We start from the raw sequence: 25,886 nt of genomic DNA, 5'->3' as shown, positions 1-25,886 counted from the left end.
ACCGCTCCCGGGTCGCCTCGGGCCGTCGCGACCGGACCGTAACCGGGTGGTCACCGGGCAACGGTCCGCACCGGATGGCGCCCGGACGGCGGGACCGTGAGGTCGAGTGGCCGGGCGCCGCCGATCAGGCCGTCCGGCCGGCCGCGATCCGCCGGCCGAGGATGAAGCTCGCCAGGTAGAGCCCGGCGAAGATGCCGCCCACGACGTACATGATCGGGCTGACGATCCCCAGTGCAACGCCCACCACCTGGGTCAGCCAGCCCAGCACCTGGCCGTACGGGCGTTTGATCGTGGCGCCCGCCACCACGGCGAGCAGCGCCGCCACGCCCGCGAGGCCACCCGCCAGCCCCGGGCGGACGTCGTCGACCATCACCATCACGGCGAGCGAGAGGCCGAACACGACCACCTCGAAGTAGAGGGTCAGCATCAGCACCCGGATCATCGGGTTGTCCCTGCCCAGCAGCACGGTCAGTCCTCCCCCTCGGCGCCCCAGCCGGTGGTGCCGATCTCCAGTTGGGCAGCGCCGTCGGTGGCCACCGCCCGGGCAGCGAGACGGCTCTCCCCGGCCGCCCGCTCCCCCGGTACGAGGATCCCACGCGCCTCGCCGATCCCGATCACCGTGCCGGTGACCAGAATGCCCGGGGTCGGCGGGACGGCGTCCTCCCCCGCCAGCAGCTGCGGATCGACTCCCCCGCCGATCAGCGTGTCCGCGATCAGGGTGGCCTGCTCCAGCGCGTCGGCCATCGTCGGCGCAACGTGCACCCGGTCGCCGCCGAAGACCTCTCGGGCGATCTCGCCGAGTTCCTCCGGGTCCAGCGCCCGGGTGGTCGAGGCGACGGTGGTGACGACGATCTGGTGCATCACCGGTTCGAGGATCTCCAGCACCCGGCGGACGTCCTTGTCCCGCATCGCCGCGAAGACCCCGATCAGCGGGTCGAAGGTGAACGCCTCCTGCAGTGTCCGCACCACCGCGGCGGCGCCGTGCGGGTTGTGCGCGGAGTCCAGGACGATGGTCGGCGAGGTCCGCACCACCTCCATCCGCCCGGGCGCGATCACCTGGTCGAAGCCGTCCTGGATCACCGCGGGGGTGAGGGCCTTGCCGCCCAGGAAGGTCTCCACCGCGGCGATCGCCAGCGCGGCGTTGTGGGCCATGTGGTCCCCGTAGAGCGGCAGGTGCAGGTCGTGGACCGGGCCGGCGCCGGCGTTCACCGCGATCACCTGGCCGCCGAGGGCCGGCGTACGGTCGAGCAGGCCGAAGTCGACACCCTCCGCGGCGACCGGCACGCCCAGCTCGGCCGCCCGGCGCAGCAGCACGGTGGCCGCCTCGAGATCCTGGCCGGCGGTCACCACCCGGCCACCCTCCTTGATGATCCCCACCTTCTCGGTGGCGATCTCGGTCAGGGTGTTGCCCAGGATGTGCATGTGGTCGTAGCTGATCGGGGCGAAGACCGCGACCGCGGCGTCGGCGACCGAGGTGGCGTCCCACCGGCCCCCCATCCCGACCTCGACGATCGCCACGTCGACCGGCGCATCGGCGAAGGCGGCGTACGCCATGCCGGTGATCACCTCGAAGAAGGTCATCGGGATGCCGTCGAGGAGCCGGTCGTCCACCATCGCGACGTACGGTGCGATGTCCTGCCAGACCTCGTCGAACCGCTCGACACCGATCGGCGCCCCGTCGATGCTGATCCGCTCCCGGACATCGGTGAGGTGCGGCGAACTGAACCGGCCGGTCCGCAGGCCGACCGCCCGCAGCAGCGCCTCGATCATGATCGCGGTGCTGCCCTTGCCGTTGGTGCCGGTGATCTGGATCACCGGCATCGCCCGCTGCGGGTCGCCGAGGAGTTCACACAGTGCCGCGATCCGGGCCAGCGACGGGCCGACCCGGTGTTCGGGCCACCGGGAGGTGAGCTGTTCGGACAGGGCCTGGTGGCGGGCCTCGCCGGTGAGGGCCGACGGGGCAGGAGAGATGTCAGACATAGCGCAGCGAAGTCTAGACGGGTTCCGTCCTCGGGGAGCACCCGCGCGGGCCCTCTAGACTCGGGGGCATGTCCCCCGTGACACCCACTCCCGCCGCCGACACCGAGGCCAGCGCTGCCGGCCCGGCCGGCCACGGTGTCCTCGACTGGGTCGGGCTGGCGTGCCGGCTCGGGCTCGGCGGTGTCCTGGTCGTCGCCGGTGCGCTCAAGATCAGCGACCTCGAGCAGTCCGTCCTCGCCGTCCGCGGCTACCAGATCCTGCCCTACGACCTGGCGGTCGTGGTCGGCCACGCCCTGCCGCCGCTGGAGATCATCGTCGGGGTGCTGCTCATCGCCGGCCTGTTCACCCGCTGGGCCGCGCTGATCGGCAGTCTCTTCATGGCCGCCTTCATCATCGGGATCACCCAGGCCTGGGTACGCGGGCTGACCATCGACTGCGGCTGCTTCGGCGGCGGTGGCCAGGTCGCGGCCAACCAGACGAAGTACGGCCTGGAGATCCTCCGCGACGCCGGCCTGATGGCCCTCGGTGTCTTCCTGGTGATCCGCCCCCACACGCCGTTCGCGGTGGAGGACCGGCTGTTCGCGCTGGCCCCCGTGCCGACCGACGAGTTCCCCGACAACGAGTGAAGGAAGGCTCCTGGATGAGCAGCAAGAAGCCGGCAGGCCCCACCCCCGCGAGCAATCGCCGGGCTCAGATGCGTGCTCAGGCCGAGGCCGAGGCCCGGCGCGCCCGCACCCGGAAGATCGTCATCACCGCGCTCTCGGTGGTCGTCGTCGCCGCGCTGGTGATCGGCGGCCTGGTCTGGGTGCAGAGCCGCAACACGCCGGCCGCCAACGGCGCGGTGCCGCCGAACGCCACCGCCGCGGGTAACGGCATCGTGGTCAACCCCGGTGCGGCGGACGGCAAGCCGGTCGTCGAGCTGTTCTTCGACTACCAGTGCCCGGGCTGCGGCTCGCTGGAGCGGTACGCCGGCCAGTACATCCTCGGCGGCGCCCAGCAGGGCGACTACCAGCTGATCTACCGACCGATGATCTTCCTCGACACCAACCTCCGCAACGACTCCTCGCTGCGGGCGGCCAACGCGGCGGCCTGCTACGCCGAGGTCGGTGACTACGCCGCCTACCACCAGGCGGTGTTCAACAACCAACCGGCCCAGGAGGGCCAGGGCTACACCGACGACCTGCTACGCAACCAGCTGCCCGCCCAGCTCGGCACCAGCGGCGACAAGCTGACCCAGTTCCAGCAGTGCTACGACGCCGGCACGTACAAGAGCTTCGCCCAGCAGACGAACACTGCCGCGGCCCGCGACGGGGTGACCGGCACACCGACCGTCCACGTGAACGGCAAGAACCTGGATCTCACCACCCTGTCCGCGCCCGATCAGTTCCCCGCCGCCGTGGCAAAGGCCGCCGCCGGTCAGTGAGCCCCGGACGAGGTCTCGCCCCCATCCGAGATGTGCGTGGGGGCGGGGCCAGTCCGTAAGATGCACCCCATGAACGCACCCCTCCGGAACCCCTCCTCCACCACGGCACCGCAGTCGGCGGTCACCCCGGTAGTCGAGGCCCGGGTACCGGAGAAGCCGGCCCTGGAGGGGCTCGAGGAGCGCTGGGGCACCCGCTGGGACGAGGCCGGGACGTACGCCTTCGACCGCACTGCCCCGCGGGCGTCGGTGTTCTCCATCGACACCCCGCCGCCCACGGTCTCCGGGTCGCTGCACGTGGGGCACGTGTTCTCCTACACCCACACCGACGTCATCGCCCGCTACCAGCGGATGCGCGGCAAGGAGGTGTTCTACCCGATCGGGTGGGACGACAACGGCCTGCCGACCGAGCGCCGGGTGCAGAACTACTACGGGGTCCGCTGCGACCCGTCGGTCCCGTACGATCCGGACTTCACCCCGCCGGCGAAGCCGGACCCGAAGCGGCAGGTGCCGATCAGCCGCCGCAACTTCGTCGCGTTGTGCCAGGAACTGACCGCCGTCGACGAGCAGGTCTTCGAGACGCTGTGGAAGCACGTCGGCCTGTCCGTGGACTGGGGCCTGCTCTACACGACGATCTCGGACGAGTCGCAGGCCGTCGCCCAGCGTGCCTTCCTGCACAACCACGAGCGCGGCGAGGCGTACATGTCCGAGGCGCCGACGATGTGGGACGTCACCTTCCAGACCGCGGTGGCCCAGGCGGAGCTGGAGGCCCGCGACTACCCCGGCTTCTACCATGCGTTGAACTTCCACAAGGCCGACGGCGGTGAGGTCGTCATCGAGACCACCCGGCCCGAGCTGCTGGCCGCCTGCTGCGCCCTGATCGCCCACCCGGACGACGAGCGTTACCAGCCGCTGTTCGGCAGCACTGTGACGACGCCGGTGTTCGGCGTCGAGGTGCCGGTGCTCGCTCACCGCGACGCGGAGCCCGACAAGGGGTCCGGCATCGCGATGTGCTGTACGTTCGGCGACCTCACCGACGTCACCTGGTGGCGTGAGCTGCAGCTGCCCACCCGGACGATCATCGGCCGCGACGGCCGGCTGACCCGCGAGGTCCCCGACTGGGTGGTCAACGCCGCGGCGTACGAGCGGATCGCCGGCAAGACGACCTTCTCGGCCCGCGAGGAGACCGTCGCGATGCTGCGGGAGAACGGCGAGCTGGTCCGCGAGCCGGAGCCGACCCAGCGCAAGACGAACTTCTACGAGAAGGGCGACAAGCCGCTGGAGATCGTCTCGACCCGCCAGTGGTACATCAGCAACGGCGGCCACGACGAGGACCTCAAGCAGGCCCTGCTGAAGCGCGGCGAGGAACTGGAGTGGGTGCCGCCGCACATGCGGCACCGCTACGAGGACTGGGTCGGTGGCCTGAACGGTGACTGGCTGATCTCGCGGCAGCGCTACTTCGGCGTACCGTTCCCGGTCTGGTATCCGCTGGACGCCGAGGGCGAACCGGACTACGACCACCCGATCCTCGCCGCGGAGGACGCCCTGCCGGTCGACCCGGCCTCGGAGTGCCCGACCGGCTACCAGGAGTCGCAGCGCAACCAGCCCGGCGGCTTCACCGCCGACCCGGACGTGATGGACACCTGGGCCACCTCCTCGCTCACCCCGTGGATCGCCGGCGGCTGGAGCCGGGACGAGGACCTCTTCGCCCGGGTCTTCCCGATGGATCTGGCCCCGCAGGCGCACGACATCATCCGCACCTGGTTGTTCTCCCGGATCGTCCGGTCGCACCTGGAGTTCGACTCGCTGCCGTGGCGGCGCGCGACGATCTCCGGCTTCGTCGTCGACCCGGACCGCAAGAAGATGTCGAAGTCCAAGGGCAACGTCGTGGTGCCCTCCGAGATCCTGGAGAAGTTCGGCGCCGATGCGGTGCGCTGGCGGGCCGCGATGGCCCGGCCGGGGATGGACTCCCCCTTCGACGAGAAGCAGATGAAGGTCGGTCGCCGGCTGGCGATGAAGATCCTCAACGCGTCGAAGTTCGTCCTCGGCTACGGCACCTCGACCGACCCGGCCCAGGTCACCGAGCCGGCCGACCTGGCGATGCTCACTGCTCTGACCGACGTGGTACGCCGGTCGACCGAGGCGTTCGAGGCGTACGACTACTCGGTCGCACTGGAGACCGCGGAGAAGTTCTTCTGGCAGTTCTGCGACGACTACCTCGAACTGGTCAAGGAGCGAGCGTACGGTGCGCAGGGTGCGGCCGCGGCCGCCTCGGCCCAGAACGCCCTGGCCCTGGCCCTCACCGTCCAGCTGCGCCTGTTTGCGCCGATCATGCCGTTCGTCACCGAGGAGGTCTGGTCCTGGTGGCAGGACGGCTCGGTGCACCGCGCCGCCTGGCCGACGCCGGGCGAACTGACCGACGGCCTCGCCGCCGGCGATCCGGAGCTTCTCGACGACGTGGCCGCCGCCCTGGAGCTGCTGCGCGGCGCGAAGTCGGCCGCGAAGCGGTCGATGAAGACCCAGATCGTCGCCGTGACCATCGACGGCCCGCAGGAGGCGATCACCCGTCTGCAGGGCGTCGAGGCCGATCTGCGGGCTGTCGGCCGGATCAGCGGCGAGATCACCTGGCGGACCGGCGCCGAGGCGATCACCGCGGCGGTGGAGCTGGAGCCCGAGGAGGCCTGAGGCGCCGTCCCCTCGGGGTCATGCGCTTCTGTCCCCTCGGGGTCATGCGCTTCGCCCCCGCATTGTTGCCTGAAGTCAGACAACAATGCGGGGGCGAAACGTGGAGGCATCGGCGGCGGTGCGTCATCGGACCCATCGGGCCCATTGGCCCCAGGCGGGCCCGAGTCCGACCGCGAGCGGACCACGGCCGGCCCGAGTCCGACCGCGAGCCGGGACCAGAGCAGGATCAGGCCGTCCGCTCGTGCCGCTGACCGCGCTTGGTGGCCTTGGCCCGGCTCAACAGCTGTGGCCGGGTGCCTTCGGTGATGACCTCGCCGTCCACCACGACCTGGGTGATGCTCTCGTCGGAGGGCACCTCGTACATCACGTCGAGCAGCGACTCCTCGAGGATGGCGCGCAGCCCGCGCGCCCCGGTGCCCCGTTCCAGCGCCGCGTCGGCGACCGCCGAGATGGCCTCCTCGGTGAACTCCAGGTCGACCCCGTCCAGCTCGAACAGCCGCTGGTACTGACGGACCAGGGCGTTGCGGGGCTCGACGAGGATCCGGACCAGCGCCTCCCGATCCAGCGGGGCCACCGTCGCGATCATCGGCAGCCGGCCGATGAACTCGGGGATCAGCCCGTACTTGTGCAGGTCCTCGGGCCGGACGTCGGAGTACGGGTCGGGGCTCTTCGACAGCCGGGACGCCAGATCGTTGTTAAAGCCGAGCGGTCGCTTCCCGACCCGTTCGTTGATGATGTCGTCCAGGCCGGCGAAGGCGCCGCCGACGATGAACAGCACGTTCGTCGTATCGATCTGGATGAAGTCCTGGTGCGGATGTTTGCGGCCGCCCTGCGGCGGGACCGAGGCGACCGTACCCTCGAGGATCTTCAGCAGCGCCTGCTGCACGCCCTCGCCGGACACGTCCCGGGTGATCGACGGGTTCTCCGACTTGCGGGCCACCTTGTCGATCTCGTCGATGTAGATGATCCCGGTCTCGGCCTTGTGCACGTCGAAGTCCGCGGCCTGGATGAGCTTCAGCAGGATGTTCTCGACATCCTCACCGACGTAGCCGGCCTCGGTCAGCGCGGTCGCGTCGGCCATCGCGAACGGCACGTTCAGCATCCGGGCCATCGTCTGCGCCAGGTACGTCTTACCGCACCCGGTCGGGCCGATCAGCAGGATGTTGGACTTCCCCAGTTCCACCCCGTCCTCCTCGGCGGCCCGCCGAGGAGTCGGGGCGTTCTGGGCCTGCACCCGCTTGTAGTGGTTGTAGACGGCGACGGCGAGGGTCTTCTTCGCCCCGTCCTGTCCGATCACGTACTCGTCGAGGAAGTCCCGGATCTGCTGCGGCTTGGGGAGTTCGTCGAAGGTGCCGGTCTCCCCGCTCTCGGAGAATTCCTCCTCGATGATCTCGTTGCACAGCTCGATGCACTCGTCGCAGATGTAGACGTTGGGCCCTGCGATGAGTTTCTTGACCTGCTTCTGGCTCTTCCCGCAGAAGGAGCACTTCAGCAGGTCACCGGTCTCCCCGATGCGCGACATGACTGTTCGTTCCCCTCGTGACCTAGGCGTCCTTGAGGGACTTCAGCACGTCGTCGATCAGGCCGTACTCCTTGGCCTCGTCGGCGGTGAGGTACTTGTCCCGGTCGACATCGCGACTGACCTGCTCGACCGTCTGGCCGGTCGCGTCGGACAGCATCTTCTCCATCAGGGAACGGATCCGGAGGATCTCGTTGGCCTGGATCTCGATGTCGGAGGACTGACCGTACGAGGTCTGCCCCATCGAGGGCTGGTGGATCAGGATGGTCGAGTTCGGCAGCGCGAGCCGCTGCCCCTTGGTGCCGGCCGCCAGCAGGACCGCCGCGGCGGAGGCCGCCATCCCCAGGCAGATCGTCTGCACATCGGGCTTGATGTACTGGATCGTGTCGTAGATGGCGCTCATCGCGGAGAAGGAGCCGCCCGGCGAGTTGATGTAGATGCTGACCGGCCGCTCCGGGTCCATCGACTGCAGCACCAGCAGCTGCGACATCACCGCGTTGGCGATGTCGTCGGTCACCGGGGTGCCGAGGAAGATGATCCGGTCCTCGAAGAGCTTGGTGTACGGGTCGACCCGACGCACGCCGTACGACGTACGCTCCTCCCACTGGGGGATGAAGTAGTCCATCCGGGGCCCGAGCGGGGCGACACCGTCAGCGCCGACCGGGGGCAGTCCGGTGGGATACAGGGCCTCGTGGCGCTGCTCCATGTTGAACCGAGCGAGCTGCTGCTTGTCCATGGTCGTCCTCCTCACTGGTTCGGGGCGTCGTCGCGGTCGGCGGTGATCTGGGACGCCTTCTCGTACACATGGTCGATGAAGCCGTAGTCGAGGGCCTCCTGCGCGGTGAACCACCGGTCGCGGTCGGAGTCCGCCTCGATCTTGTCCAGCGGCTGGCCGGTGTGCCCGGAGATGAGCTTGGCCATCTCCTTCTTGGTGGCCAGCAGTTGCTCGGCGTTGATCTTGACCTCGGTGGCGGTGCCGCCGATGGCGCCCAACGGCTGGTGCATCAGGATCCGACTGTGCGGGAGGGCGTAACGCTTGCCGCGGGTGCCGGCACTGAGCAGGAACTGACCCATCGACGCGGCCATCCCCATGGCCACGGTGGCGACATCGTTCGAGATCCACTGCATGGTGTCGTAGATGGCCATGCCCGCGGTCACGGATCCACCCGGGGAGTTGATGTAGAGGTAGATGTCCTTGTCCGGGTCTTCGGCATTCAGGAGGAGCATCTGGGCGCAGATCGCGTTCGCGTTCTCGTCCTTGACCTCCGAGCCCAGGAAGATGATCCGGTTCGCCAAGAGGGACTGGTAGACATTGTCCGCCATGCCGAGTGGGCTCGCGCCGTTGGCGGCGAGGGGGCTTCCCTGATTCACGTTCACGATCCCGAACCTACCGGCCCGTCGCGGCAAATCGGACCCGATCCGTGTCGTGTTCGCTACGGGCAGAGCGGACGACGAAGGCGACCGTCCCTCGAAGAGGAACGGCCGCCCGGGATCGTCCGGTGACCGGGAGGTCACTCGGCGGTGGCGTCCACCGCGGCGTCGGTCGGCTCGGCCTTCTCGGTGGTGTCCTCGGTCTCGGGGGTCTCCTCGACGGTCTCCGCCTCGGGGGTCTCCTCGACCTCGACGGTCTCGGCCTCGGCCAGGTCGGCCACCTCAGTGGCGGGCTCGGCGGCCGACTCCTCGGCGTCGGCGGTCTCGACCAGCTCGGCTTCGAGGACGGAGGTCGCCGACGCACCCTCGGTGGCCTCGGCCACCTCGGCGGTCTCCTCGGGCTCGGCGAAGGTGCCGTCGGCCTGCAGGGTCGCCAGGTCGACGACGTTGCCGTCGGTGTCCTTGACGGTGGCGGCGCCGAGGATCAGCGACAGGGCCTTGGAGCGGCGGATCTCGGTCATCCACTCCTGGGTGTGATCGTGCTCGAGCATGTGCTGCATCTCCTGCTCGGGGGAGGTGCGGTTGGCCCGGGCCCGGGCGAAGAGATGCTCGGTGAGATCGGTCTGCTCGATCTGGACGTCGTGGTCCTCGGCGATCTTGTCCAGCACCAGCTGGGCCTTGACAGACTGCGCGGCACGGTCGGCGAGGGTGGCCCGGAACTCCTCCTCGGTCTCCGCCTCTTCCTCGGAGTCCGCAAGGTACTGCTTCAGGGTCATGCCGGCCTGGGCGAGCTCCTGGTCGACCTGGTTGTTGCGAGCCTCGACCTCGGCGGCCAGCAGCTGCTCGGGCAGCTCCAGGTCGATCTGCTTGACGACGGCGTCGAGCACCTTGTCCCGGGCGGCGTTGGCCTGGTCGACGCGGTGCAGCCGGACCAGGTTCTCCCGCAGGTCGTCGTACATCTCCTCGACGGTGTCGAACTCGGACACCATCTGAGCGAAATCGTCGTCGACCTCGGGCAGCTCCTGCTCCTGCACCTTGGTGACGGTGACCTCGATATCGGCCTCCTGACCCATCGCCGGGCCGCCCACCAGGGCGGAGGTGAAGCTCTTCGACTCGCCGGCCGTCATCCCGGTGAGAGCCTCGTCCATGCCCTCGACCATGCCGCCGGCGCCGACCCGGTAAGTGACGCCCTCGGCCTCGCCGCCCTCGACCAGCTCGCCGTCCTTGGTGGCCTTCAGATCGAAGGTGACCAGATCACCCTCGGCCGCCGGGCGGTCCACCTCGGTGTTGGTGGCGAACCGCTCACGCAGGATCTTCACCTGCTCCTCGAGCTCCTCCTCGGTCGACTCGATCGGGTCGACCTCGACCTCGATGGCGTCGAACGCCGGGATCATGAAGTCCGGCCGGACGTCCAGCTCCGCGGTGAACTCGACGGTCTCGCCGAGCTCGAGCTTGGTGACCTCGATCTCCGGCTGGGTCAACGGCACCAGCTCGTGCTCGGTCACCGCCGAGGAGTACAGATCCGGGAGCGCCTCGTTCAGCGCCTGCTCCAGCGCGACACCCGGGCCGAACCGCTGGTCGATGATCGCTGCCGGCACATGACCCGGGCGGAAGCCGGGAATCTGCACCTGCTGGGCGATCTCCTTGTAGGCCTTGTCCAAGTGCGGCTTCAGGTCGGCGAAGGGCACCTCGACGGTGATCTTGGCCCGGGAGGGGCTCAGCTGCTCAACAGTGCTCGGCAAGACGGATACTCCTGAATCGATGGACACAGGGCGACGGCCGGTCGGTCGCCCCCTCACGTCATGGGTGTCCGCAACTGAGTCCTCGCCCGGCGCAGACAGGATGACATCCTAGCCTGCCGCCCCGGCAGGCCGAAACTGTGGACTTGGCCGCACCGCCACCGCACCGCTAGACTCCAACAGTTCCGAGCCGACGGCCAGCCGCCGGCCGGACCGGTAGGACTCTCGTGGGTACGGCACGTCGTGACGTACGGCGACCGTCCGTACGACCGGGGCGTAGCGTAGTGGCTAGCGCGCCTGCTTTGGGAGCAGGAGACCGCAGGTTCGAGTCCTGTCGCCCCGACCAAGTGGAACATTTGCTCTCGCTGGGTAGATGGTGGATCGCTGCACACCTCATCGCAGGTTCATCGGTCCCCCTGGGCTCAATCCTCGGTCCGGCCAGTGCCAGCTCTCCCCGTGCTCGATCGTCCAGCGGAATGCCGCCGACACGTGGCGGATGCGCCTAGAGGCAGCGACCATTGAGAGGGTTTCCGGCATGAGTGACGGGCTGTTCCCAGATGACGCAGATCACCCGTACTACGGGCTGTTCCCAGATGACGCAGATCACCCGTACTTCAGCCTGGACCGAGACGACGACCTTGTTTCGCTGGCCGAGTTCCTGCAGGTTCCGCCGCACGCGCTGCTGGTGGCTGCTGGCGGACCGTGGCGTACAGTCCCACGCACGGTCCGAGGCTCGTTCTCGTCCGCGGTGCGCTCAGGCAGTCTCCTCCTCGGCCGCGGGGGCCCGTCGGTCGGGCTCCAAATCTCCGACGACCGAACGTCCATCACCGTCGGGATGGCGATCGGGATCTGGAAGGGTCCGGGAGACCTGGAGTGGCGGGTCGACGAGCCCGGCATCGTCATCGCCCTCCCGCCAGTCGTCGAGGACCGGGCTGACCTGCTTGAGCAACTGCGACAAGCCTGCGACGCCGCAACCGCTGCCAAGAGGCCCACCCTCTTCACCTGACATCTTTGCCCCCACCGCGTCACGGGCATCGAGCACCGGTCCCAGGTCGAGCGTCGCGGGTGGAAAGGCTCTGAAGTCCAGCCCGAGTTGAATACTGCTAGTTTCACCTGAAACTGGGTCAGCAACCTGGAACTCAGCGAATGTGGGGCGGATTCGTTCGTCTTCGACCTGGAGCCCATTGACCAAGTAGGCCTTCCGGAGACGTTCGACAGCCATAGCGAATTGGCCAGGGTCCACCCGATTAGTGAACATGTCGACGTCCTCCGAAGGACGGTCACCCATCCCGTTGGCGGAGATGGCATACCCGCCAGCCAAGACAAACCCGAACTCGGAGATCGCTGCCAGCCCGATCTCAGCCAGCCGCCGATGGAATGGCAGCACCTATGAGGCCTTCCGGTGCGACGCCTCGGCCAGCTCCGGGAACTTGTCTTCCCAGACTTCTCGACAGCGCGCGGGCAGATTCAGTTCAGCCCAGAGCACGAGCAGCACCGATCGATTGAGAATCGCTGCCTGCTCGCTGGGCAACCCGTCACGTACCACAGCGCTGTACAGACTCCACCGTTGGCCAGGATCGGCCAGGTCGTAGACGGGGTCGGGGCTGGTGTCGATGCGCGGGCGTACGCGGACAGCCCCGGAGGTCGGGCCATGAAGCTCATCCAGAGACTCGGGGGTGTCGTACGGGATGGTCTGCTCGAATCGGAAGCCGCGCGAAACTGTGACACTCATGGCCGGCCCCCTTTCGTGCCCTCGGCTGGGGTCAAATCTACCGGTCAAGACCGACACGACCCAAGGCCCAATCAGCTGTGCGGACGACATCACCGGCCGCACGCCCCCGCTGGCCGGCCGAGCGCCCGGCATTGCGGCGGGAACCCGCCCCGAAGGTGGGTTCGGCCGCCAGGGAAAGAACAGCAGACGGCGCTGGTCGACACCGCCATCCGATCAAGCGCGGCGTAGCCCTCGTTACCACCGACCTCCATGCCGGCGTGATCGGGCGCTCCGGGCTTGCCTCGGACAGCCCGGCAGCCCACCATAGGCGACGTGGCTTCACCGCGCCGCCACAGGACAGGCCACCGCAAGACCGCCGAGCGATGAGAGCGAGACCACCATGGGCAAGGATGCCGGGATCGACGTACGTTCGGCGGAACAGCACGTCGCGGACAGCCACGACCTGATCCGAGTGCGGGGGGCGCGGGAGAACAACCTGAAGGACATCGACGTCGACCTGCCCAAGCGACGCCTGACGGTCTTCACCGGGGTGTCCGGCTCGGGCAAGAGCTCGCTCGTGTTCAGCACGATCGCCGCGGAGTCGCAGCGGCTGATCAACGAGACCTACAGCGCATTCGTCCAGGGCTTCATGCCGACGCTGGCCCGCCCCGACGTCGACCTTCTCGACGGCCTGACCACCGCCATCATCGTCGACCAGGAGCGGCTCGGCGCCAACATCCGCTCCACCGTCGGCACCGTGACCGACGCGAACGCCCTGCTGCGGATCCTGTTCAGCCGTCTCGGCACCCCGCACATCGGCTCGTCGCAGGCGTTCTCCTTCAACATCGCGTCGGCCCACGGTGCCGGTGCGATCACCGTCGACAAGGCGAACACCCGGGCCGAACGCAAGGAGTTCGCCATCGTCGGTGGGATGTGCCCTCGCTGTGAGGGCACCGGCAACGTCACCGACTTCGACCTGACCGCCCTGTACGACCCGACGAAGTCGCTCAACGACGGCGCACTGACCATCCCCGGCTACAGCATGGACGGCTGGTGGGGCCGAATCTTCCGCAGCAGCGGCATGTTCGACCCGGACAAGCCGATCGGCACGTACACCAGGAAGGAACTGCACGATCTGCTCCACAAGGAGCCGACCAAGATCAAGGTCGAGGGGATCAACCTCACCTACGAGGGCCTGATCCCGCGGATCCAAAAGTCGTACCTGTCCAAGGACGTGGACGCGATGCAGCCGCACATCCGCGCCTTCGTGGAGCGGGCAGTGACCTTCCAGACCTGTCCGGAGTGCGGCGGGTCCCGGCTCAACGAGCTGGCCCGGTCCTCGACGATCGGCACGATGAGCATCGCCGACGCGTGTGCGATGCAGATCAGCGACCTCGCCGAGTGGGTCCGCGGGCTGGCCGAGCCATCGGTGGCGCCGTTGCTGACCGGGCTGCGGGACTCCCTCGACTCCTTCGTCCGGATCGGTCTGGGCTACCTCAGCCTGGACCGACCCTCGGGCACGCTGTCCGGCGGCGAGGCGCAGCGGGTGAAGATGATCCGCCACCTCGGGTCCTCCCTCACCGATGTCACGTACGTCTTCGACGAGCCGAGCATCGGCCTGCACCCGCACGACATTCAGCGGATGAACGAGCTGCTGCTCCAGCTGCGAGACAAGGGCAACACCGTCCTCGTCGTGGAGCACAAACCGGAGATGATCGCCATCGCCGATCACGTCGTCGACCTGGGGCCGCGGGCCGGATCGGCCGGCGGCACGGTCTGCTTCGAGGGCACCGTCGAGGAGCTGCGGTCTGCCGACACCCTCACCGGTCGCCACCTCGACGACCGGGCCCGGCTCAAGGAGACGGTCCGCTCCCCCAAGGGCGCGCTGGAGATCCGCGGCGCCTCGGCGCACAACCTGCGTGATGTCGACGTGGACGTGCCCACCGGGGTGCTCGTCGTGGTGACCGGCGTGGCTGGATCCGGCAAGAGCTCGCTGATCCACGGTTCCCTGGCGAAGCGGGAGGGCGTGGTGGTGATCGACCAGGGCGCGATCAAGGGGTCGCGGCGCAGCAACCCGGCCACCTACACGGGCCTGCTCGACCCGATCCGCAAGGCCTTCGCGAAGGCCAACGGGGTCAAGCCGGCGCTGTTCAGCCCCAACTCGGAGGGCGCCTGTCCCGCCTGCAACGGCGCCGGCGTCATCTACACCGACCTGGCGATGATGGCCGGGATGGCGATCCCGTGCGAGGAGTGCGGCGGCAAGCGGTTCCAGGCGTCGGTGCTGGAGTACCGGCTCGGTGACCGCGACATCAGCGAGGTGCTGGCGATGTCGGTCGAACGGGCGGAGGAGTTCTTCGGCGCCGGCGAGGCGCGGATCCCCGCGGCGCACACCATCCTCCAGCGGCTGGTCGACGTCGGCCTGGGCTACCTGTCCATCGGTCAGCCGCTCACCACGCTGTCCGGCGGCGAGCGGCAACGGCTCAAACTGGCCACCCACCTCGGCGAGAAGGGCGGGGTCTACGTCCTCGACGAACCGACGGTCGGCCTGCACCTCGCCGACGTGGAGCAGCTCCTCGGCCTGCTCGACCGGCTGGTGGACGCCGGCAAGTCGGTGATCGTCATCGAGCACCACCAGGCGGTGATGGCCCACGCCGACTGGATCATCGACCTCGGCCCCGGGGCGGGTCACGACGGCGGCCGGATCGTCTTCGAGGGGACCCCGGCCGCCTTGGTCGAGTCCAGGTCCACGCTCACCGGCGAGCATCTCGCGGCGTACGTCGGGGCCTGACCGAGGCGGCCCGGAGACCTGGGAGACGGCGTACGTACAGCCCCACGACCCGCCCTGTGGGAGACTGCAGCCGCGGGTAAGGACGACGGGATCAGGGGGTCGCAGGGTGACGGAGACAACGACCGAGGCGCGGCTGGCGATCCTGATCGACGCCGACAACGCCGGGGCCCAGCACATCGAGCAACTGCTCATCGAGGTCGCCAAGTACGGCAAGGCGAGCGTACGCCGCGCCTACGGCGACTGGACCACGCCGAACCTCAGCCCATGGAAGGCGGTGCTGCTGGAGAACTCCATCCAACCGATCCAGCAGTTCCGCTACACCACCGGCAAGAACGCCACCGACAGCGCGATGATCATCGACGCCATGGATCTGCTGTACGCGGGAAACCTCGACGGCTTCTGCATCGTCTCCAGCGACAGCGACTTCACCCGGCTGGCCGCCCGGATCCGCGAGCAGGGCCTCACCGTGTATGGGTTCGGCGAACGCAAGACCCCGAAGCCCTTCGTGGCGGCCTGCGACACCTTCATCTACGTGGAGAACCTGGCCGGTCAGCCCGACCGGGCCGCACCGGACACCAAGGCCGGCCCGAAGAGCGACAAGAAGCTGGACCGGCTGCTCTCCGAAGCCGTGGATGCCGCCGCCGGCGACGACGGCTGGGCGAACCTCGGCGCGGTCGGCAGCAACCTGTCCCGGCTGGCCTCCGACTTCGACTCCCGCACCTGGGGCTACCCCAAGCTCAAGGACCTGATGCAGGCGCATCCCGACTACGAGGTGGAGACCCGGCAGAAGGCCGCCCACGTCCGACGACGGTGACGAACCGGGCCGACGGCATGCCGCGTTGAGCTTTGGCCGTACGACGCGCTGGCCGCTATAGTGAGGCACTGCGTCGCCGGCCGACGCGCGCGGATGTAGCTCAATGGTAGAGCCCCAGTCTTCCAAACTGGCTACGCGGGTTCGATTCCCGTCATCCGCTCCAGATCCACCTCATTCGTGGTGCAACGCCGCCACCACGTCCAGCCGGGCCGCCGACCGTGCCGGGATCAGCGCCGCCAGGACGCCGAAGACGATGCCCACGACGATCGTCAGCAGCACCCCGCCGTACGGGAAGGCGTACGGCATCGGCCAGCCGACGTTCTTCATCGCCTGGACCAGGGCGTAGCCCAGCCAGATCCCGGCGATCACGCCGAACATGGTGCCGATCACCGACAGCAGCAGCGATTCGGCGACGACCATCCGGCGCACCTGCCGGCGGGTCGAGCCGACCGCGCGGAGCATGCCGATCTCCCGGGTCCGGGCCAGCACGGACATCGCCAGGGTGTTCAGCAGGGCGAGCAGTGAGGGCACCGCGAGGGCGGCGATCAGGGCGTTGAAGATGCCGAGGGTGGCGTTGAACGTACGCTGCTGTTCGGCCCGCCACTGGGAGGCCTCGTAGAGCTGGAACCCCGGATAGTTCTGGACGATCCTGTCGAGGGCGGCCTTGGTCGCCGCGGGATCCGCGGTGGGCAGCCGGTTGGCCATGATCAGCATGTCGGAGCTGACGTTGAAGTCCCGGGCGAGCATGTCCTGGCTGACATAGAGGGTGGAGACCTTGGCGTTCAGGTAGTCGTTGCCGATCCCGGCGACGTGATAGGTCCGCGGGCCGTTCGGGGTCTGGAGGGTGACCGCCTGGCCCGGGATGAGCCCCTGCTGGCTGGAGAAGATGCCGTTGCCGATCAGCCAGCGCCCGGTCGCCAGCTGCCCGACGGCGGCGTCCGAGGAGCCCGGGTTCCAGTCCAGGGCGGCGACCTTGAGATAGCTGGCGGGGTCGATCCCGATCACCTGGACGTCGCGGCCGTTCAGCTGGCCGCGGGCGATCCGCAGGCTGGAGACGGGGCCGATGCCCGGGGTGTGCTGGATCTCCTGGGCCAGCTGGGGTCCGGCGGCAACGTTGCCCTGGCTCAGCACGATCGACTGCGGGATCACCATGTAGTCCGCGCTGAGGGACTTGTCGATGTAGCCCAGGAAGCCGGCGAAGATCGACTGGATGACGGTCACCATCGCCACGATCGAGGCCAGCCCGAGCATCACGGCGGTCACCGTGACCGCGGAGCGGCCAGGGTTGCGCTCCAGGTTCGACCGGGCCAGCGCGCCCTCACGGGAGAAGACGATGTCGACCAGGTTGCCGAACGCGTGGGCCAGCGGGGTGACCACCGCGGGGGTGACCAGCGCGATGCCGACCAGGAACAGCACCGCCCCCAACCCGATCACTGCCGGCACCCCGGTGACGAGGCAGAACACCGACGCCACCAGCACGCCGACACCGATCCACGCCCGCAGGCCGGCGGAACTGCGGTAGGCCGCCTCACTCACCGGGCGCAGCGCCTCCATCGGCGTGATCCGGCCGGCGGCCCGGGCCGGGATCAGCGCGGCCAGGATGGTGATGCCCATCCCCAGACCGATCGCCTGGGCGTACGCCGCCGGCTCGAACACCAGCGGCCCCAGGTCGAGGTGCGCGATGTTCTCGAACACCGGCCGCATCACGGCGAACAGCCCGGCCGCCATGGCGTAGCCGAGGACCAGGCCCAGCAGCGTCCCCAGCGCGCCCTGGACGAGCGCCTCCGCCAGGAACATCGTCGTGACCGTACGTCGTCCGGCCCCGATCGCCCGCAGCATGCCGATGTCGCGGCGGCGTTCGGCCACCATCGTCCGGAAGCTGTTGAGGATGATGAACCCCGCAGTGACCACCGCGAAGACACCGAAGAGGGTGAAGGCGAACTGGCTGGTCTGCAGGGAGGCGACCAGCGTCCCGGCCGAGGACAGGCCTCCCACCGTGTAGTCGCTGCCGGCGGCGCGGCGGACGGCGTCCTCGACCTGGCTGCGGTCCGCGCCGGGAGCGAGCGTCGCCTGCACCACGGTGAGCTTGTCCCCCAGCCCGAACAGCTGCTGCGCCGCCGGCAACGGCACGTAGGCCCGTTCCTGACCGCCGACGGTCGGGGTGGACAGCAGGCCGACCACGGTGAACTTCGTCGTCCCGACCTGTGACGGGAGGGCGAGCTCGGAGCCCACCCGCAGCCCCAGCCTGCCGGCCAGGTCCGCGGCGAGCACCACGGAGCTGGTGTCGGTGGTGGACAGCACCCGGCCCTCGACGATCGGGTAGTCACGGATCCGTCCGGTGACCGACGGATCGACGCCGATGACCGTCACGGCGGTGACCTGGTCGGCCACCGGCACGTCCTTGCGGACCGGCAGCGGGGCCTGTTGCTCCACCTCACCGGTCGCCAGCGCGATCCCGTCGACCCGGGAGATCTTGTCCAGCACCGTCGTCGGGAACGGTTGGGAGAGCGTACTGGTCACGGAGAAGTCGATCTGACCCGAGGTGGACAGGATCGAGCGGTTGAAGGTCTGCATGATGGTCGGCAGCACGCCGTTCAAGCCGAAGACGAGCATCACACCGAGGGCGACCGCCAGGCTGGTCAGCAACGAACGCAACCCGCGCCCCCGCAGGTAGCGCCAGGCCAGGCCGAGGCTGGCCCGGCCGGCTCCCCGCGCCCGGCGGACCCGGTGACCGGCGGCCCGGATCGGGGATCCCGCCCCCTGCACGGTGCTCATCGCAACCCCGTGGTCACAGCAGCCCCGCTCGCTCCATGGCCCGGATCGGGCCCTCCCGCGACCCGTCCAGGGGCAGGTCGTCGACCACTCGGCCGTCGTTCATCAGGATCAGTCGCTGGGCGTACGAGGCGATCCGCGGGTCGTGGGTCACCATCAGCACCGACCGGTGCCACTCGGCGGCGACCTGCTGGAGCAGTTCGGCGATCTCGGTCGCCGACTTCGAATCGAGGTTGCCGGTGGGTTCGTCGGCGAGCACCAGCGCGGGGTCGGTGGAGAGCGCCCGAGCCACGGCGACCCGCTGTTGCTGGCCGCCGGAGAGTTCGTCGGGACGGTTGTGCAGCCGGTCGGCCAGGCCCACCCGGACCAGCCAACGGGTGGCCCGTTCGTCGGCATCGTCCGCCCCGTCGAGGGTCAGCGGCAGGGCGGCGTTCTCGACCGCGTCGAGGACCGGGATCAGGTTGAACGACTGGAAGACGAACCCGATCCGCCGCCGACGCAGCTCGGTGAGCCGGTCGTCGGGCAGCGTGGTGAGGTCGTTCCCGTCCACCAGGACTCGGCCCGAGGTGGGGGTGTCGAGGCCGCCGAGCATGTTCAGCAGGGTGGACTTGCCGCACCCGGAGGGGCCCATCACCGTGACGAACTCGCCCGGGGAGACCGAGATGTCGACCCCGTCCAGGGCCCGGACCTCGCTGTCGCCGGCGCCGTAGACCTTGGTGAGGCCCTCGGTCCGGACGATCGTCCGCTCGCCGGTCGCTTCTCCGTCCGCGGCCTCGGTCCGAGTGACCGAGGACGTCGGGTCGGCCGACGCGGCGGTGATGACCGACGGCCCGGCGATGGCTGAAGGCCCTGACGGGTCGGCCGACGCGGTGATCGGGTCCGGCTCCGCCTGCGGCGCCGTGACCCCGAGCCGGTCCGGCCCGGTCTTCCTATCCCGCCACATTGACGGCCGCCCCCTCCTTGAGGGACCCCAGCTGGGTGGTCGCGACGACGTCACCGACGGTGAGTCCCGAGGTGATCTGGGTGAGGGTGTCGGTGGAGGCGCCCACGTCGACCCGGGCGCGGGTCACCTTGCCGCCGGCGACCTTGTAGACGTACTTGGTGGCGCCGTCGCTCTGGACCGACTGGACCGGGACGACCAGCGCGCCACCGATGGACTCGGTCGCGATCGAGACGTTGCCGCTCATCCCGAGCCGCAGCGTGGAGTCACCCGGCGACAGTGGCACCTTGACGATGAACGCGGTGCCACCCGTCTTGGTGGTCATCGAGCTCGTCGCGATCTCCGACACGGTGCCGTCGAAGGGATGACCGGCGAAGGCGTCGAGGGTGACCGACGCCTTCTGGTCAGTCTTCACCCCGGCGATGTCGGCCTCGTCGACCTGGGCGGCGAAGTCGACCTTGGACAGGTCGACGATGGTGAAGACGGGGGTCGCGGTGGTGACCGAGGCGCCCGCGGCGGCCGTCGGCCCGGAGCCGGTCAGGGACGTCACGGTCAGCACGGGGAACGAGACGGTGCCGCCGATCGGGGCGGTGATCGTCGAGTTCCGGACGTTGTTCTGGGCGTTCGTCCGGGCGATGGCCGCGGCGGACTGGGCCGCCGCGGCGGCACTCGAGGCGGCGTTGGCCGACTGCTCGGCCGCGTCGGCCGCGGAGAGGGCGGCGTTGCGAGCGGAGATCTGGTCATCGGTGGCATGCGGCATCGCGCGGGCGCTGGCGCGTTGCGCCCGGGCGGTGGCGAGCGCCGACTTCGCCGCCTGCCCCTGGGCATCGGCCTGGGCGACCTGGGCATCCGCCTGGGCGACGGCGGCCCGCAACGACGCCTGGTCCAGGGTGGCGAGGACGTCGCCGGCCTTGACCGTCTGGCCGTCGGTGACCCGGACGCTGTCCAGGGTGCCTGCGACCGGCGAGAAGACCGAGGTCCGGGAGACCGCGTCCACGGTCCCCGGCGCCGAGACGCTGACGGAAAGGTCCTGGAGGGAGGCCCGAGCGGTGTTCACCGTCGGCTTGCCGGCCTGTCGCGAGAAGGCGTACCCACCGCCGAGGGCGGCGAGGACGGCCAGCGCGGCGACACCGGCAATGATGCGCCCCTTCTTCATCTGCACTCCTACGTTCGGTGATCGGACGGCCCACCCAGGGCCGCCAGGAACGGAACACGGCCGGCCCGCAACAGGGCCGGATCCATCGGCACCCGGAACGATCCCGGAGCCGCTCCGAGGACGCGTTCGACCGCGGTCGTCAGGGCGTCGATCCCCCGCAGCAGGGTGCTCACCCAGGCGTCCTCGGTCGTCGTGACGAGGGCCCGGTCGTACATCCGGCTCGCCCCCTCCACCCAGATCGACAGCACCAGGTCGGTGGTCGCCTCCGGGTCATCGACCGCGAGCGACCCATCGGCGGTGCCCAGCTCGATCAGCGGAAGGAAGATCTCCCGCATGCGTCCCGCCCACTCGTCGAACAGGTGGTAGCGCAGGGCGAGGTTCTCCCGCTTGTACAGCAGCGGGACGAAGCCGAGAGCGTCGTCCACGTGGCCGGTCTTCCAGGCGGTCGCTCCCAGCATCAGGGTGCGGAAACGTACGATCCCGGTGCCCTCCAGGCGGCCCGCCGTGGCCTCCAGCTCGGCGAACAGGGCGTCCACGAACCGTTCGACCAGGGCGGCGAGCAGGTCGTCCTTGGAGTCGAAGTAGTAGTAGAACGTCCCCTTGGCCACCGACGCCTCGCGCGTCAGCTGGTCGATCGAGAAGGCGTCGAAGCCGACCGAGGCGCACAGCCCGGCAGCCACGTCGAGCAGCTGCTCGCGTCGCTCCTCCGGTGCCTTCGAGACCCTGGCCACGGGCACCAGAATAGAACTGACTGACGGTCAGTCAAGTCGATCCTGACGGTTCCCTCACACCCCCACCTGACGGTTCCCTCACACCCCACAGAGACATCCGGACCGCTCCGGATCTCGACCGTTCGACCCGAATCGCCCCCACGGCCGCGCCGGGTGGGCCACTGTGGATCCATGGCCTCCGCGACACTGACCTTCCTCGGCGCGGCCGGCACGGTCACCGGCTCCAAGTTCCTGCTCACCTTCGGCCGACGGCGCATCCTCGTCGACGCCGGCATGTACCAGGGCGAGAAGCGCTGGCGCTCGATGAACTGGGCGCCCTTCCCGGTGGATCCGGCCGAGATCGACGATGTGGTCCTCACCCACGCCCATCTGGACCACTGCGGCTACCTGCCCCGGCTGGTCAAGGAGGGGTTCACCGGGGATGTCTGGGCGACCGAGGGCACCGCGGCGCTGGCCGAGATCGTGCTCCGGGACGCGGCGTACCTCCAGGAGCGCGACGCCGAGCACGCCGCCCGGTACGGCTACTCCAAGCACCATCCGGCCCTGCCGCTCTACACCGAGGACGACGTCCGGGAGACGCTCACCCACGTCCGGCAGGTGGCGTACGACACCGACGTCGACCTCGGCCACGGCATCCGCTGCCGGTGGACCCGGGCCGGCCACATCCTCGGGTCGGCCAGCGTACGGGTGTCGACCGAGCGGACGGCGATCCTCTTCTCCGGCGACGTCGGCCGGCACGACCACCCGGTGCTACGGGCTCGCGACATCCCGCCGGGCGCCCCGTTCGTGGTCATCGAGTCGACGTACGGTGACCGGGAACACCCCGAGCCCGAGCGGCCGCACGAGGATTTCGCCGCCGCGATCCGCGACACCGTCGCCCGCGGCGGGAAGGTGCTGATCCCGGCCTTCGCGGTGGACCGTACGGAGGTGGTGCTCAAGACCATCGGGGAGATGCAGCAGGACGGCCGGATCCCGATGGTGCCGATCTACGTCAACAGCCCGATGGCGCTCAACGCCCTGCGGGTCTACCGCTCCACCGCGCACCGCGCCGAGCTGCGGCCCGATCTGGACGTCGAGGAGTTCCTCGGCCTGCCGAACGTCCACGAGACCCCCGATGCGGACAGCTCCCGCGAGCTGAATGACCTGCAGGGTCCGGCGATCATCATCTCCTCGTCGGGAATGGCGACCGGCGGCCGGGTGCTGCACCATCTGGAGGAGCTGCTCCCCGGCCGACGCAACACCGTCATCCTCACCGGCTACCAGGCCGCCGGCACCCGCGGCCGGAGTCTGGAGGAGGGCGCCCGGGAGCTCAAGCTGCACGGCCGCTACATCCCGGTGCGGGCCCAGATCGTCCGGGACGCGGAGTTCTCCGTGCACGCCGACAGCACCGACCTGATGGACTGGTTGCGCGACCTCGACCAGGTCCCGGAGACGGTGTTCATCGTGCACGGCGAGCGGGACGCGGCGGCGGCGCTGCACGAACGGATCGCCGCCGAACTCGGCTGGACCTCGGCCGTCGCCCGGTACGGCGAGGTGGTGGTCGTCGAGCCGTGCCCCGGCACGGCTGACGACCGCTGAGCGGACGCTATGCGGGTCTGGTCAGGTGTCGTAGGTCACTGCAAGGATGGCGTCATGAGCGAGAACACGATTCCGCAGGGTCGCCCGATCTGGATCGACCTCACCACCACCGACATCGAGAAGGCCCGCGCGTTCTACGGCACCGTCTTCGGCTGGACCTTCGAGGACCAGGGCCCGGACTTCGGCAACTACAACATGGTCAAGTCCGGGGACGCCTTCATCGGCGGCATGATGGGCCGGGTGCCCGAGATGCCGGCGGGTCCCGACGTCTGGACCGTCTACCTGAACACCCCCGACGCGCAGGCCACCTGTGACAAGGCCACCGAGCACGGCGGCAGCGTGATGGTCCCGCCGATGCAGGTCGGCGGCTCCGGCACCATGGGCGTGATCATCGACTCGGGCAACTGCGCCACCGGCTTCTGGCAGCCCGGCGATTTCGAGGGGACCCAGAAGACGGCCGTCGCCGGCACCCCGTGCTGGTTCGAGATCTTCACCCCGGCGTACGCCACCAGCCTCGACTTCTACCGCGACGTGTTCGGCTGGGACATCGTCCCGATGAGCGACACCGACGAGTTCCGCTACTCCACCAACGGCCCCGACCGGGCGGCCGTCGCCGGGATCATGGAGGCGACCTTCCTCGGTGAGGGTCATCCCGGCTTCTGGCGTACGTACCTCGGCGCCGTGGACGTCGACGCGACCGCCGCGACGATCGTCGAGGCCGGCGGCTCGGTCGTCGAGGCACCACAGGACTCGCCGTACGGGCGCTTCGCCACGGTGGCCGATGACCAGGGCGCCAACTTCCTGATCGTCCAGGCCCCGCCCGCCTGATCGGGCCGGCCTGAGCGATTGTTGCGCGGGCCGCCGGACCTGGACCAGACTGCTGGCCGTGCGACTTCTGCTGCTGAGGCACGGCCAGACCCCCTCCAACGTGTCCGGATTGCTCGACACCGCGGCCCCAGGGCCGGGGCTCACCGAGCTCGGCACGCGGCAGGCTGCCGCCGTGCCGGGCGCCCTGGACGGCGTCCCGATCGACGCGATCGTCGTCTCCTCGCTCACCAGGACCACCCTCACCGCAGCGCCGCTGGCACATCAGCGGGCGCTGCCCGCGATGAGGATCGACGGGCTCCGCGAGATCGAGGCCGGCCGACTGGAACTCGCCGCCGACAGCGACGCGCACCGGACGTACCTGGGGACCGCCTTCGGGTGGGCACGTGGGGACCTCGACCGACGCATCCCGGGTGGCCCGGACGGCCACCAGTTCCTGCGCCGGTTCGACGCCGCGCTCGCCACGGTCGCCGCCCAGGGCTGGCACACGGTGGTCGCCGTGTCCCATGGTGCGGCGATCCGCGCCTGGGCGTCCGCCCGCGTCGCCGGGGTCGACCTCGACGAGGTCGCGTCGACCCCGCTGGCGAACACCGGCCTGTTCGAGATCGACGGTGACCAGACCCGGGGCTGGCAGCTGGTGCGGTGGAACCCTGATCCGATCGGCGGCCAGGAATTGGCTGCCGCCGACGCCGGTGACCCGACCGGAGAGCCCGCCGGGCACTGACCGACGCCGCACCGACCGACGCCGCACCGACCGACGGCGCACTAACCGGCCCGGAGCACCGCCACGGTGTTCCGGGCCGATGCGTCGTCGATCACGAGATCGGTCACCACCCCGGCCCGGAGGGCCCCGACCAAGGCCCGGGTCTTGCCCGGTGAGCCGACGACGCACAGCCGGTGCGGCACCGCACCGAGCTCCTCGGGCGTCATGCCGGACGCCCGCCGGTTGATCGCGACGTCGGCCCAGGAGCCGTCCTGCCGCAGCATCACGGTGCAGATGTCCCCCACCACACCGTCCGCCTCGAGATCGGCGATCTCGTCGCCGGACAGGTAGCCGCCGGCGTAGACGTGCGAGGCGACCTGCCCGGAGAGCGCACCGACGCTGAAGACGGCGACGTCCATCCGGCGGCGCAGGTCGAGCATGCGACGGACGAACCGCTCCCGCCACAGCACGTCGCGGGTCTCCGCCTCGTCGAAGAACGCCGGCACCGGGAACTGCACCACCCGCTCCCCCAGCGCCCGCCCGGCGTCCTGCAGGATCATCCCCGCGTACGGGATGCCGGAGGTGGAGGGATTGGCCGCCCCGTTGATCTGGACGATCGTCGCGCGCGACTGCGGGACCGGCTCGAGCTGGTGGACCACCTGCTCCAGCGTCGTGCCCCAGGCGATCCCGATCACCGGGTCCACCGCTTCCGCCGCGTACGCCGCCAGCCGCTGTGCGGCCGCCCGGGCCACCAGCCGCAGGCGTTCGACGTCCCCGACGAGGTCCGGCACCGGGATGACGTGCACCTCGATCCCGAACATCCCGGCGAGCACCTCGCCGGCCGCGGTGCGCTGCTCCGGACGGACCAGGCTGATCCGGACGATCCCCGACTCCCGGGCATCCCTCAGCAGCCGCGACACGGTCGAGCGTGACGTCCGCATGTGCCGGGCGACACCGTCCATCGTCGCGCCCTGCTCGTAGTAGAGCTCGGCGGCCCGGTACATCTCACTGACGCGATCTCCCATCGGAACACCTCCTCCTGCACATCCTCTCACTGGCTTTGCACGTCCATCCACTGCGACGAACGATGGTCTCACCGCGGCGCCGACGCACCGGATCACCCCTCATCCGGCGGGGATCGCGGCCCCCAGGCG

21 protein-coding genes and 2 tRNA genes are annotated in these 25,886 nt (G+C 69.6%); 11 read left to right on the top strand and 12 right to left on the bottom strand.

What is annotated here, in order from left to right:
* Window positions 1–124 precede the first annotated feature (124 nt).
* Together R0145_RS06030 and R0145_RS06025 are read right to left on the bottom strand one after the other, a co-directional pair.
* Window positions 125–466, bottom strand: a complete 342-nt coding sequence (locus tag R0145_RS06030; RefSeq protein ID WP_317839463.1) for a DUF4233 domain-containing protein — start codon at window positions 464–466, stop codon at window positions 125–127.
* Between the two features lie 2 nt (window positions 467–468).
* Window positions 469–1,980: a folylpolyglutamate synthase/dihydrofolate synthase family protein gene (locus R0145_RS06025; protein WP_317839462.1), complete on the bottom strand. Its 1,512-nt coding sequence runs from the start codon at window positions 1,978–1,980 to the stop codon at window positions 469–471.
* 68 nt (window positions 1,981–2,048) lie between these two features.
* Here R0145_RS06025 and R0145_RS06020 point away from each other — a divergent pair, with 68 nt between their 5' ends.
* From R0145_RS06020 to valS, 3 genes are all read left to right on the top strand, one after another.
* The gene (locus tag R0145_RS06020) at window positions 2,049–2,606 is read left to right on the top strand and encodes a DoxX family protein (protein ID WP_317839461.1); all 558 of its coding nucleotides are present in this window, start codon (window positions 2,049–2,051) and stop codon (window positions 2,604–2,606) included.
* Window positions 2,607–2,620: 14 nt separating this feature from the next.
* Complete coding sequence (locus tag R0145_RS06015) at window positions 2,621–3,403, top strand: DsbA family protein (protein WP_317839460.1); 783 nt, start codon at window positions 2,621–2,623, stop codon at window positions 3,401–3,403.
* A 69-nt stretch (window positions 3,404–3,472) separates the two neighbouring features.
* Complete coding sequence (gene valS, locus R0145_RS06010) at window positions 3,473–6,085, top strand: valine--tRNA ligase (RefSeq protein ID WP_317839459.1); 2,613 nt, start codon at window positions 3,473–3,475, stop codon at window positions 6,083–6,085.
* Window positions 6,086–6,311: 226 nt separating this feature from the next.
* Here the strand turns inward: valS and clpX are convergent, their stop codons facing one another.
* The 4 genes from clpX to tig form a co-directional block, all read right to left on the bottom strand.
* Window positions 6,312–7,607 (bottom strand): ATP-dependent Clp protease ATP-binding subunit ClpX, encoded by a 1,296-nt coding sequence (gene clpX, locus R0145_RS06005; protein ID WP_317839458.1) that lies wholly within the window; start codon window positions 7,605–7,607, stop codon window positions 6,312–6,314.
* A 22-nt stretch (window positions 7,608–7,629) separates the two neighbouring features.
* Window positions 7,630–8,340, bottom strand: a complete 711-nt coding sequence (locus tag R0145_RS06000) for an ATP-dependent Clp protease proteolytic subunit (protein ID WP_317839457.1) — start codon at window positions 8,338–8,340, stop codon at window positions 7,630–7,632.
* Window positions 8,341–8,351: 11 nt separating this feature from the next.
* Window positions 8,352–8,927, bottom strand: coding sequence for an ATP-dependent Clp protease proteolytic subunit (locus tag R0145_RS05995; RefSeq protein ID WP_317840157.1), 576 nt, complete (start codon window positions 8,925–8,927; stop codon window positions 8,352–8,354).
* Between the two features lie 188 nt (window positions 8,928–9,115).
* Window positions 9,116–10,717, bottom strand: a complete 1,602-nt coding sequence (gene tig / locus R0145_RS05990) for a trigger factor (RefSeq protein WP_317839456.1) — start codon at window positions 10,715–10,717, stop codon at window positions 9,116–9,118.
* Window positions 10,718–10,984: 267 nt separating this feature from the next.
* On the opposite strand from tig, the gene R0145_RS05985 reads away from it, so the two are divergent.
* Together R0145_RS05985 and R0145_RS05980 are read left to right on the top strand one after the other, a co-directional pair.
* Window positions 10,985–11,060 (top strand) — tRNA-Pro (locus tag R0145_RS05985).
* 189 nt (window positions 11,061–11,249) lie between these two features.
* Window positions 11,250–11,720 carry a hypothetical protein gene (locus R0145_RS05980; RefSeq protein ID WP_317839455.1) on the top strand — a complete coding sequence of 157 codons (471 nt, stop codon included), beginning with the start codon at window positions 11,250–11,252 and terminating at the stop codon, window positions 11,718–11,720.
* Window positions 11,721–12,101: 381 nt separating this feature from the next.
* Here R0145_RS05980 and R0145_RS05975 read toward each other — a convergent pair whose 3' ends face one another.
* The gene (locus R0145_RS05975) at window positions 12,102–12,446 is read right to left on the bottom strand and encodes a hypothetical protein (RefSeq protein WP_317839454.1); all 345 of its coding nucleotides are present in this window, start codon (window positions 12,444–12,446) and stop codon (window positions 12,102–12,104) included.
* A gap of 379 nt (window positions 12,447–12,825) precedes the next feature.
* On the opposite strand from R0145_RS05975, the gene R0145_RS05970 reads away from it, so the two are divergent.
* The 3 genes from R0145_RS05970 to R0145_RS05960 all read left to right on the top strand — a co-directional run bounded on the left by R0145_RS05970 (window position 12,826) and on the right by R0145_RS05960 (window position 16,190).
* Window positions 12,826–15,213 (top strand): excinuclease ABC subunit UvrA, encoded by a 2,388-nt coding sequence (locus tag R0145_RS05970; protein ID WP_317839453.1) that lies wholly within the window; start codon window positions 12,826–12,828, stop codon window positions 15,211–15,213.
* Between the two features lie 106 nt (window positions 15,214–15,319).
* Window positions 15,320–16,027: an NYN domain-containing protein gene (locus tag R0145_RS05965; RefSeq protein ID WP_317839452.1), complete on the top strand. Its 708-nt coding sequence runs from the start codon at window positions 15,320–15,322 to the stop codon at window positions 16,025–16,027.
* An 89-nt stretch (window positions 16,028–16,116) separates the two neighbouring features.
* Window positions 16,117–16,190 (top strand) — tRNA-Gly (locus R0145_RS05960).
* An 8-nt stretch (window positions 16,191–16,198) separates the two neighbouring features.
* Here the strand turns inward: R0145_RS05960 and R0145_RS05955 are convergent.
* The 4 genes from R0145_RS05955 to R0145_RS05940 are packed head-to-tail and all read right to left on the bottom strand — an operon-like array spanning window position 16,199 to window position 21,626.
* The gene (locus R0145_RS05955; protein ID WP_317839451.1) at window positions 16,199–18,802 is read right to left on the bottom strand and encodes an ABC transporter permease; all 2,604 of its coding nucleotides are present in this window, start codon (window positions 18,800–18,802) and stop codon (window positions 16,199–16,201) included.
* A gap of 13 nt (window positions 18,803–18,815) precedes the next feature.
* On the bottom strand, window positions 18,816–19,742 hold the full coding sequence (locus R0145_RS05950) for an ABC transporter ATP-binding protein (RefSeq protein WP_317839450.1): 927 nt from the start codon (window positions 19,740–19,742) through the stop codon (window positions 18,816–18,818).
* On the bottom strand, window positions 19,729–20,895 hold the full coding sequence (locus tag R0145_RS05945; RefSeq protein WP_317839449.1) for an efflux RND transporter periplasmic adaptor subunit: 1,167 nt from the start codon (window positions 20,893–20,895) through the stop codon (window positions 19,729–19,731). Before R0145_RS05945 ends, R0145_RS05950 begins: the two co-directional genes overlap by 14 nt.
* 8 nt (window positions 20,896–20,903) lie before the next feature.
* Window positions 20,904–21,626 (bottom strand): TetR/AcrR family transcriptional regulator, encoded by a 723-nt coding sequence (locus tag R0145_RS05940; protein ID WP_317839448.1) that lies wholly within the window; start codon window positions 21,624–21,626, stop codon window positions 20,904–20,906.
* 171 nt (window positions 21,627–21,797) lie between these two features.
* On the opposite strand from R0145_RS05940, the gene R0145_RS05935 reads away from it, so the two are divergent.
* From R0145_RS05935 to R0145_RS05925, 3 genes are read left to right on the top strand one after another with little or no spacing between them, the layout of a single operon-like run.
* On the top strand, window positions 21,798–23,204 hold the full coding sequence (locus tag R0145_RS05935) for an MBL fold metallo-hydrolase (protein ID WP_317839447.1): 1,407 nt from the start codon (window positions 21,798–21,800) through the stop codon (window positions 23,202–23,204).
* 54 nt (window positions 23,205–23,258) lie between these two features.
* Window positions 23,259–24,032 (top strand): VOC family protein, encoded by a 774-nt coding sequence (locus tag R0145_RS05930; protein ID WP_317839446.1) that lies wholly within the window; start codon window positions 23,259–23,261, stop codon window positions 24,030–24,032.
* Between the two features lie 58 nt (window positions 24,033–24,090).
* A complete protein-coding gene (locus R0145_RS05925; protein WP_317839445.1) occupies window positions 24,091–24,753 on the top strand; it encodes a histidine phosphatase family protein in 663 nt (220 codons plus the stop codon).
* Between the two features lie 41 nt (window positions 24,754–24,794).
* Here R0145_RS05925 and R0145_RS05920 read toward each other — a convergent pair whose 3' ends face one another.
* Window positions 24,795–25,757, bottom strand: a complete 963-nt coding sequence (locus tag R0145_RS05920) for a sugar-binding transcriptional regulator (RefSeq protein ID WP_317839444.1) — start codon at window positions 25,755–25,757, stop codon at window positions 24,795–24,797.
* Between the last annotated feature and the right edge of the window lie 129 nt (window positions 25,758–25,886).

Origin of the sequence: Raineyella sp. W15-4, assembly GCF_033170155.1 — a bacterium.
Classification (GTDB): domain Bacteria; phylum Actinomycetota; class Actinomycetes; order Propionibacteriales; family Propionibacteriaceae; genus Raineyella.
The sequence above is the reverse complement of the archived record's forward strand: the minus strand, read 5'-3'. Positions and strand labels throughout refer to the sequence as shown.

What these genes read in the sequence shown, in the direction of transcription:
- valS (WP_317839459.1), top strand. Translation starts at nt 3,473, where the DNA reads ATGAACGCACCCCTCCGGAACCCCTCCTCCACCACGGCACCGCAGTCG.
- R0145_RS05970 (WP_317839453.1), top strand. Translation starts at nt 12,826, where the DNA reads ATGGGCAAGGATGCCGGGATCGACGTACGTTCGGCGGAACAGCACGTC.
- R0145_RS05975 (WP_317839454.1), bottom strand. Translation starts at nt 12,446, where the DNA reads ATGAGTGTCACAGTTTCGCGCGGCTTCCGATTCGAGCAGACCATCCCG.
- R0145_RS06025 (WP_317839462.1), bottom strand. Translation starts at nt 1,980, where the DNA reads ATGTCTGACATCTCTCCTGCCCCGTCGGCCCTCACCGGCGAGGCCCGC.
- R0145_RS05920 (WP_317839444.1), bottom strand. Translation starts at nt 25,757, where the DNA reads ATGGGAGATCGCGTCAGTGAGATGTACCGGGCCGCCGAGCTCTACTAC.
- R0145_RS06000 (WP_317839457.1), bottom strand. Translation starts at nt 8,340, where the DNA reads ATGGACAAGCAGCAGCTCGCTCGGTTCAACATGGAGCAGCGCCACGAG.
- R0145_RS06020 (WP_317839461.1), top strand. Translation starts at nt 2,049, where the DNA reads ATGTCCCCCGTGACACCCACTCCCGCCGCCGACACCGAGGCCAGCGCT.
- R0145_RS05955 (WP_317839451.1), bottom strand. Translation starts at nt 18,802, where the DNA reads ATGAGCACCGTGCAGGGGGCGGGATCCCCGATCCGGGCCGCCGGTCAC.
- R0145_RS06015 (WP_317839460.1), top strand. Translation starts at nt 2,621, where the DNA reads ATGAGCAGCAAGAAGCCGGCAGGCCCCACCCCCGCGAGCAATCGCCGG.
- R0145_RS05950 (WP_317839450.1), bottom strand. Translation starts at nt 19,742, where the DNA reads ATGTGGCGGGATAGGAAGACCGGGCCGGACCGGCTCGGGGTCACGGCG.
- R0145_RS05930 (WP_317839446.1), top strand. Translation starts at nt 23,259, where the DNA reads ATGAGCGAGAACACGATTCCGCAGGGTCGCCCGATCTGGATCGACCTC.
- R0145_RS05980 (WP_317839455.1), top strand. Translation starts at nt 11,250, where the DNA reads ATGAGTGACGGGCTGTTCCCAGATGACGCAGATCACCCGTACTACGGG.
- R0145_RS05945 (WP_317839449.1), bottom strand. Translation starts at nt 20,895, where the DNA reads ATGAAGAAGGGGCGCATCATTGCCGGTGTCGCCGCGCTGGCCGTCCTC.
- R0145_RS05935 (WP_317839447.1), top strand. Translation starts at nt 21,798, where the DNA reads ATGGCCTCCGCGACACTGACCTTCCTCGGCGCGGCCGGCACGGTCACC.
- clpX (WP_317839458.1), bottom strand. Translation starts at nt 7,607, where the DNA reads ATGTCGCGCATCGGGGAGACCGGTGACCTGCTGAAGTGCTCCTTCTGC.
- R0145_RS05995 (WP_317840157.1), bottom strand. Translation starts at nt 8,927, where the DNA reads ATGGCGGACAATGTCTACCAGTCCCTCTTGGCGAACCGGATCATCTTC.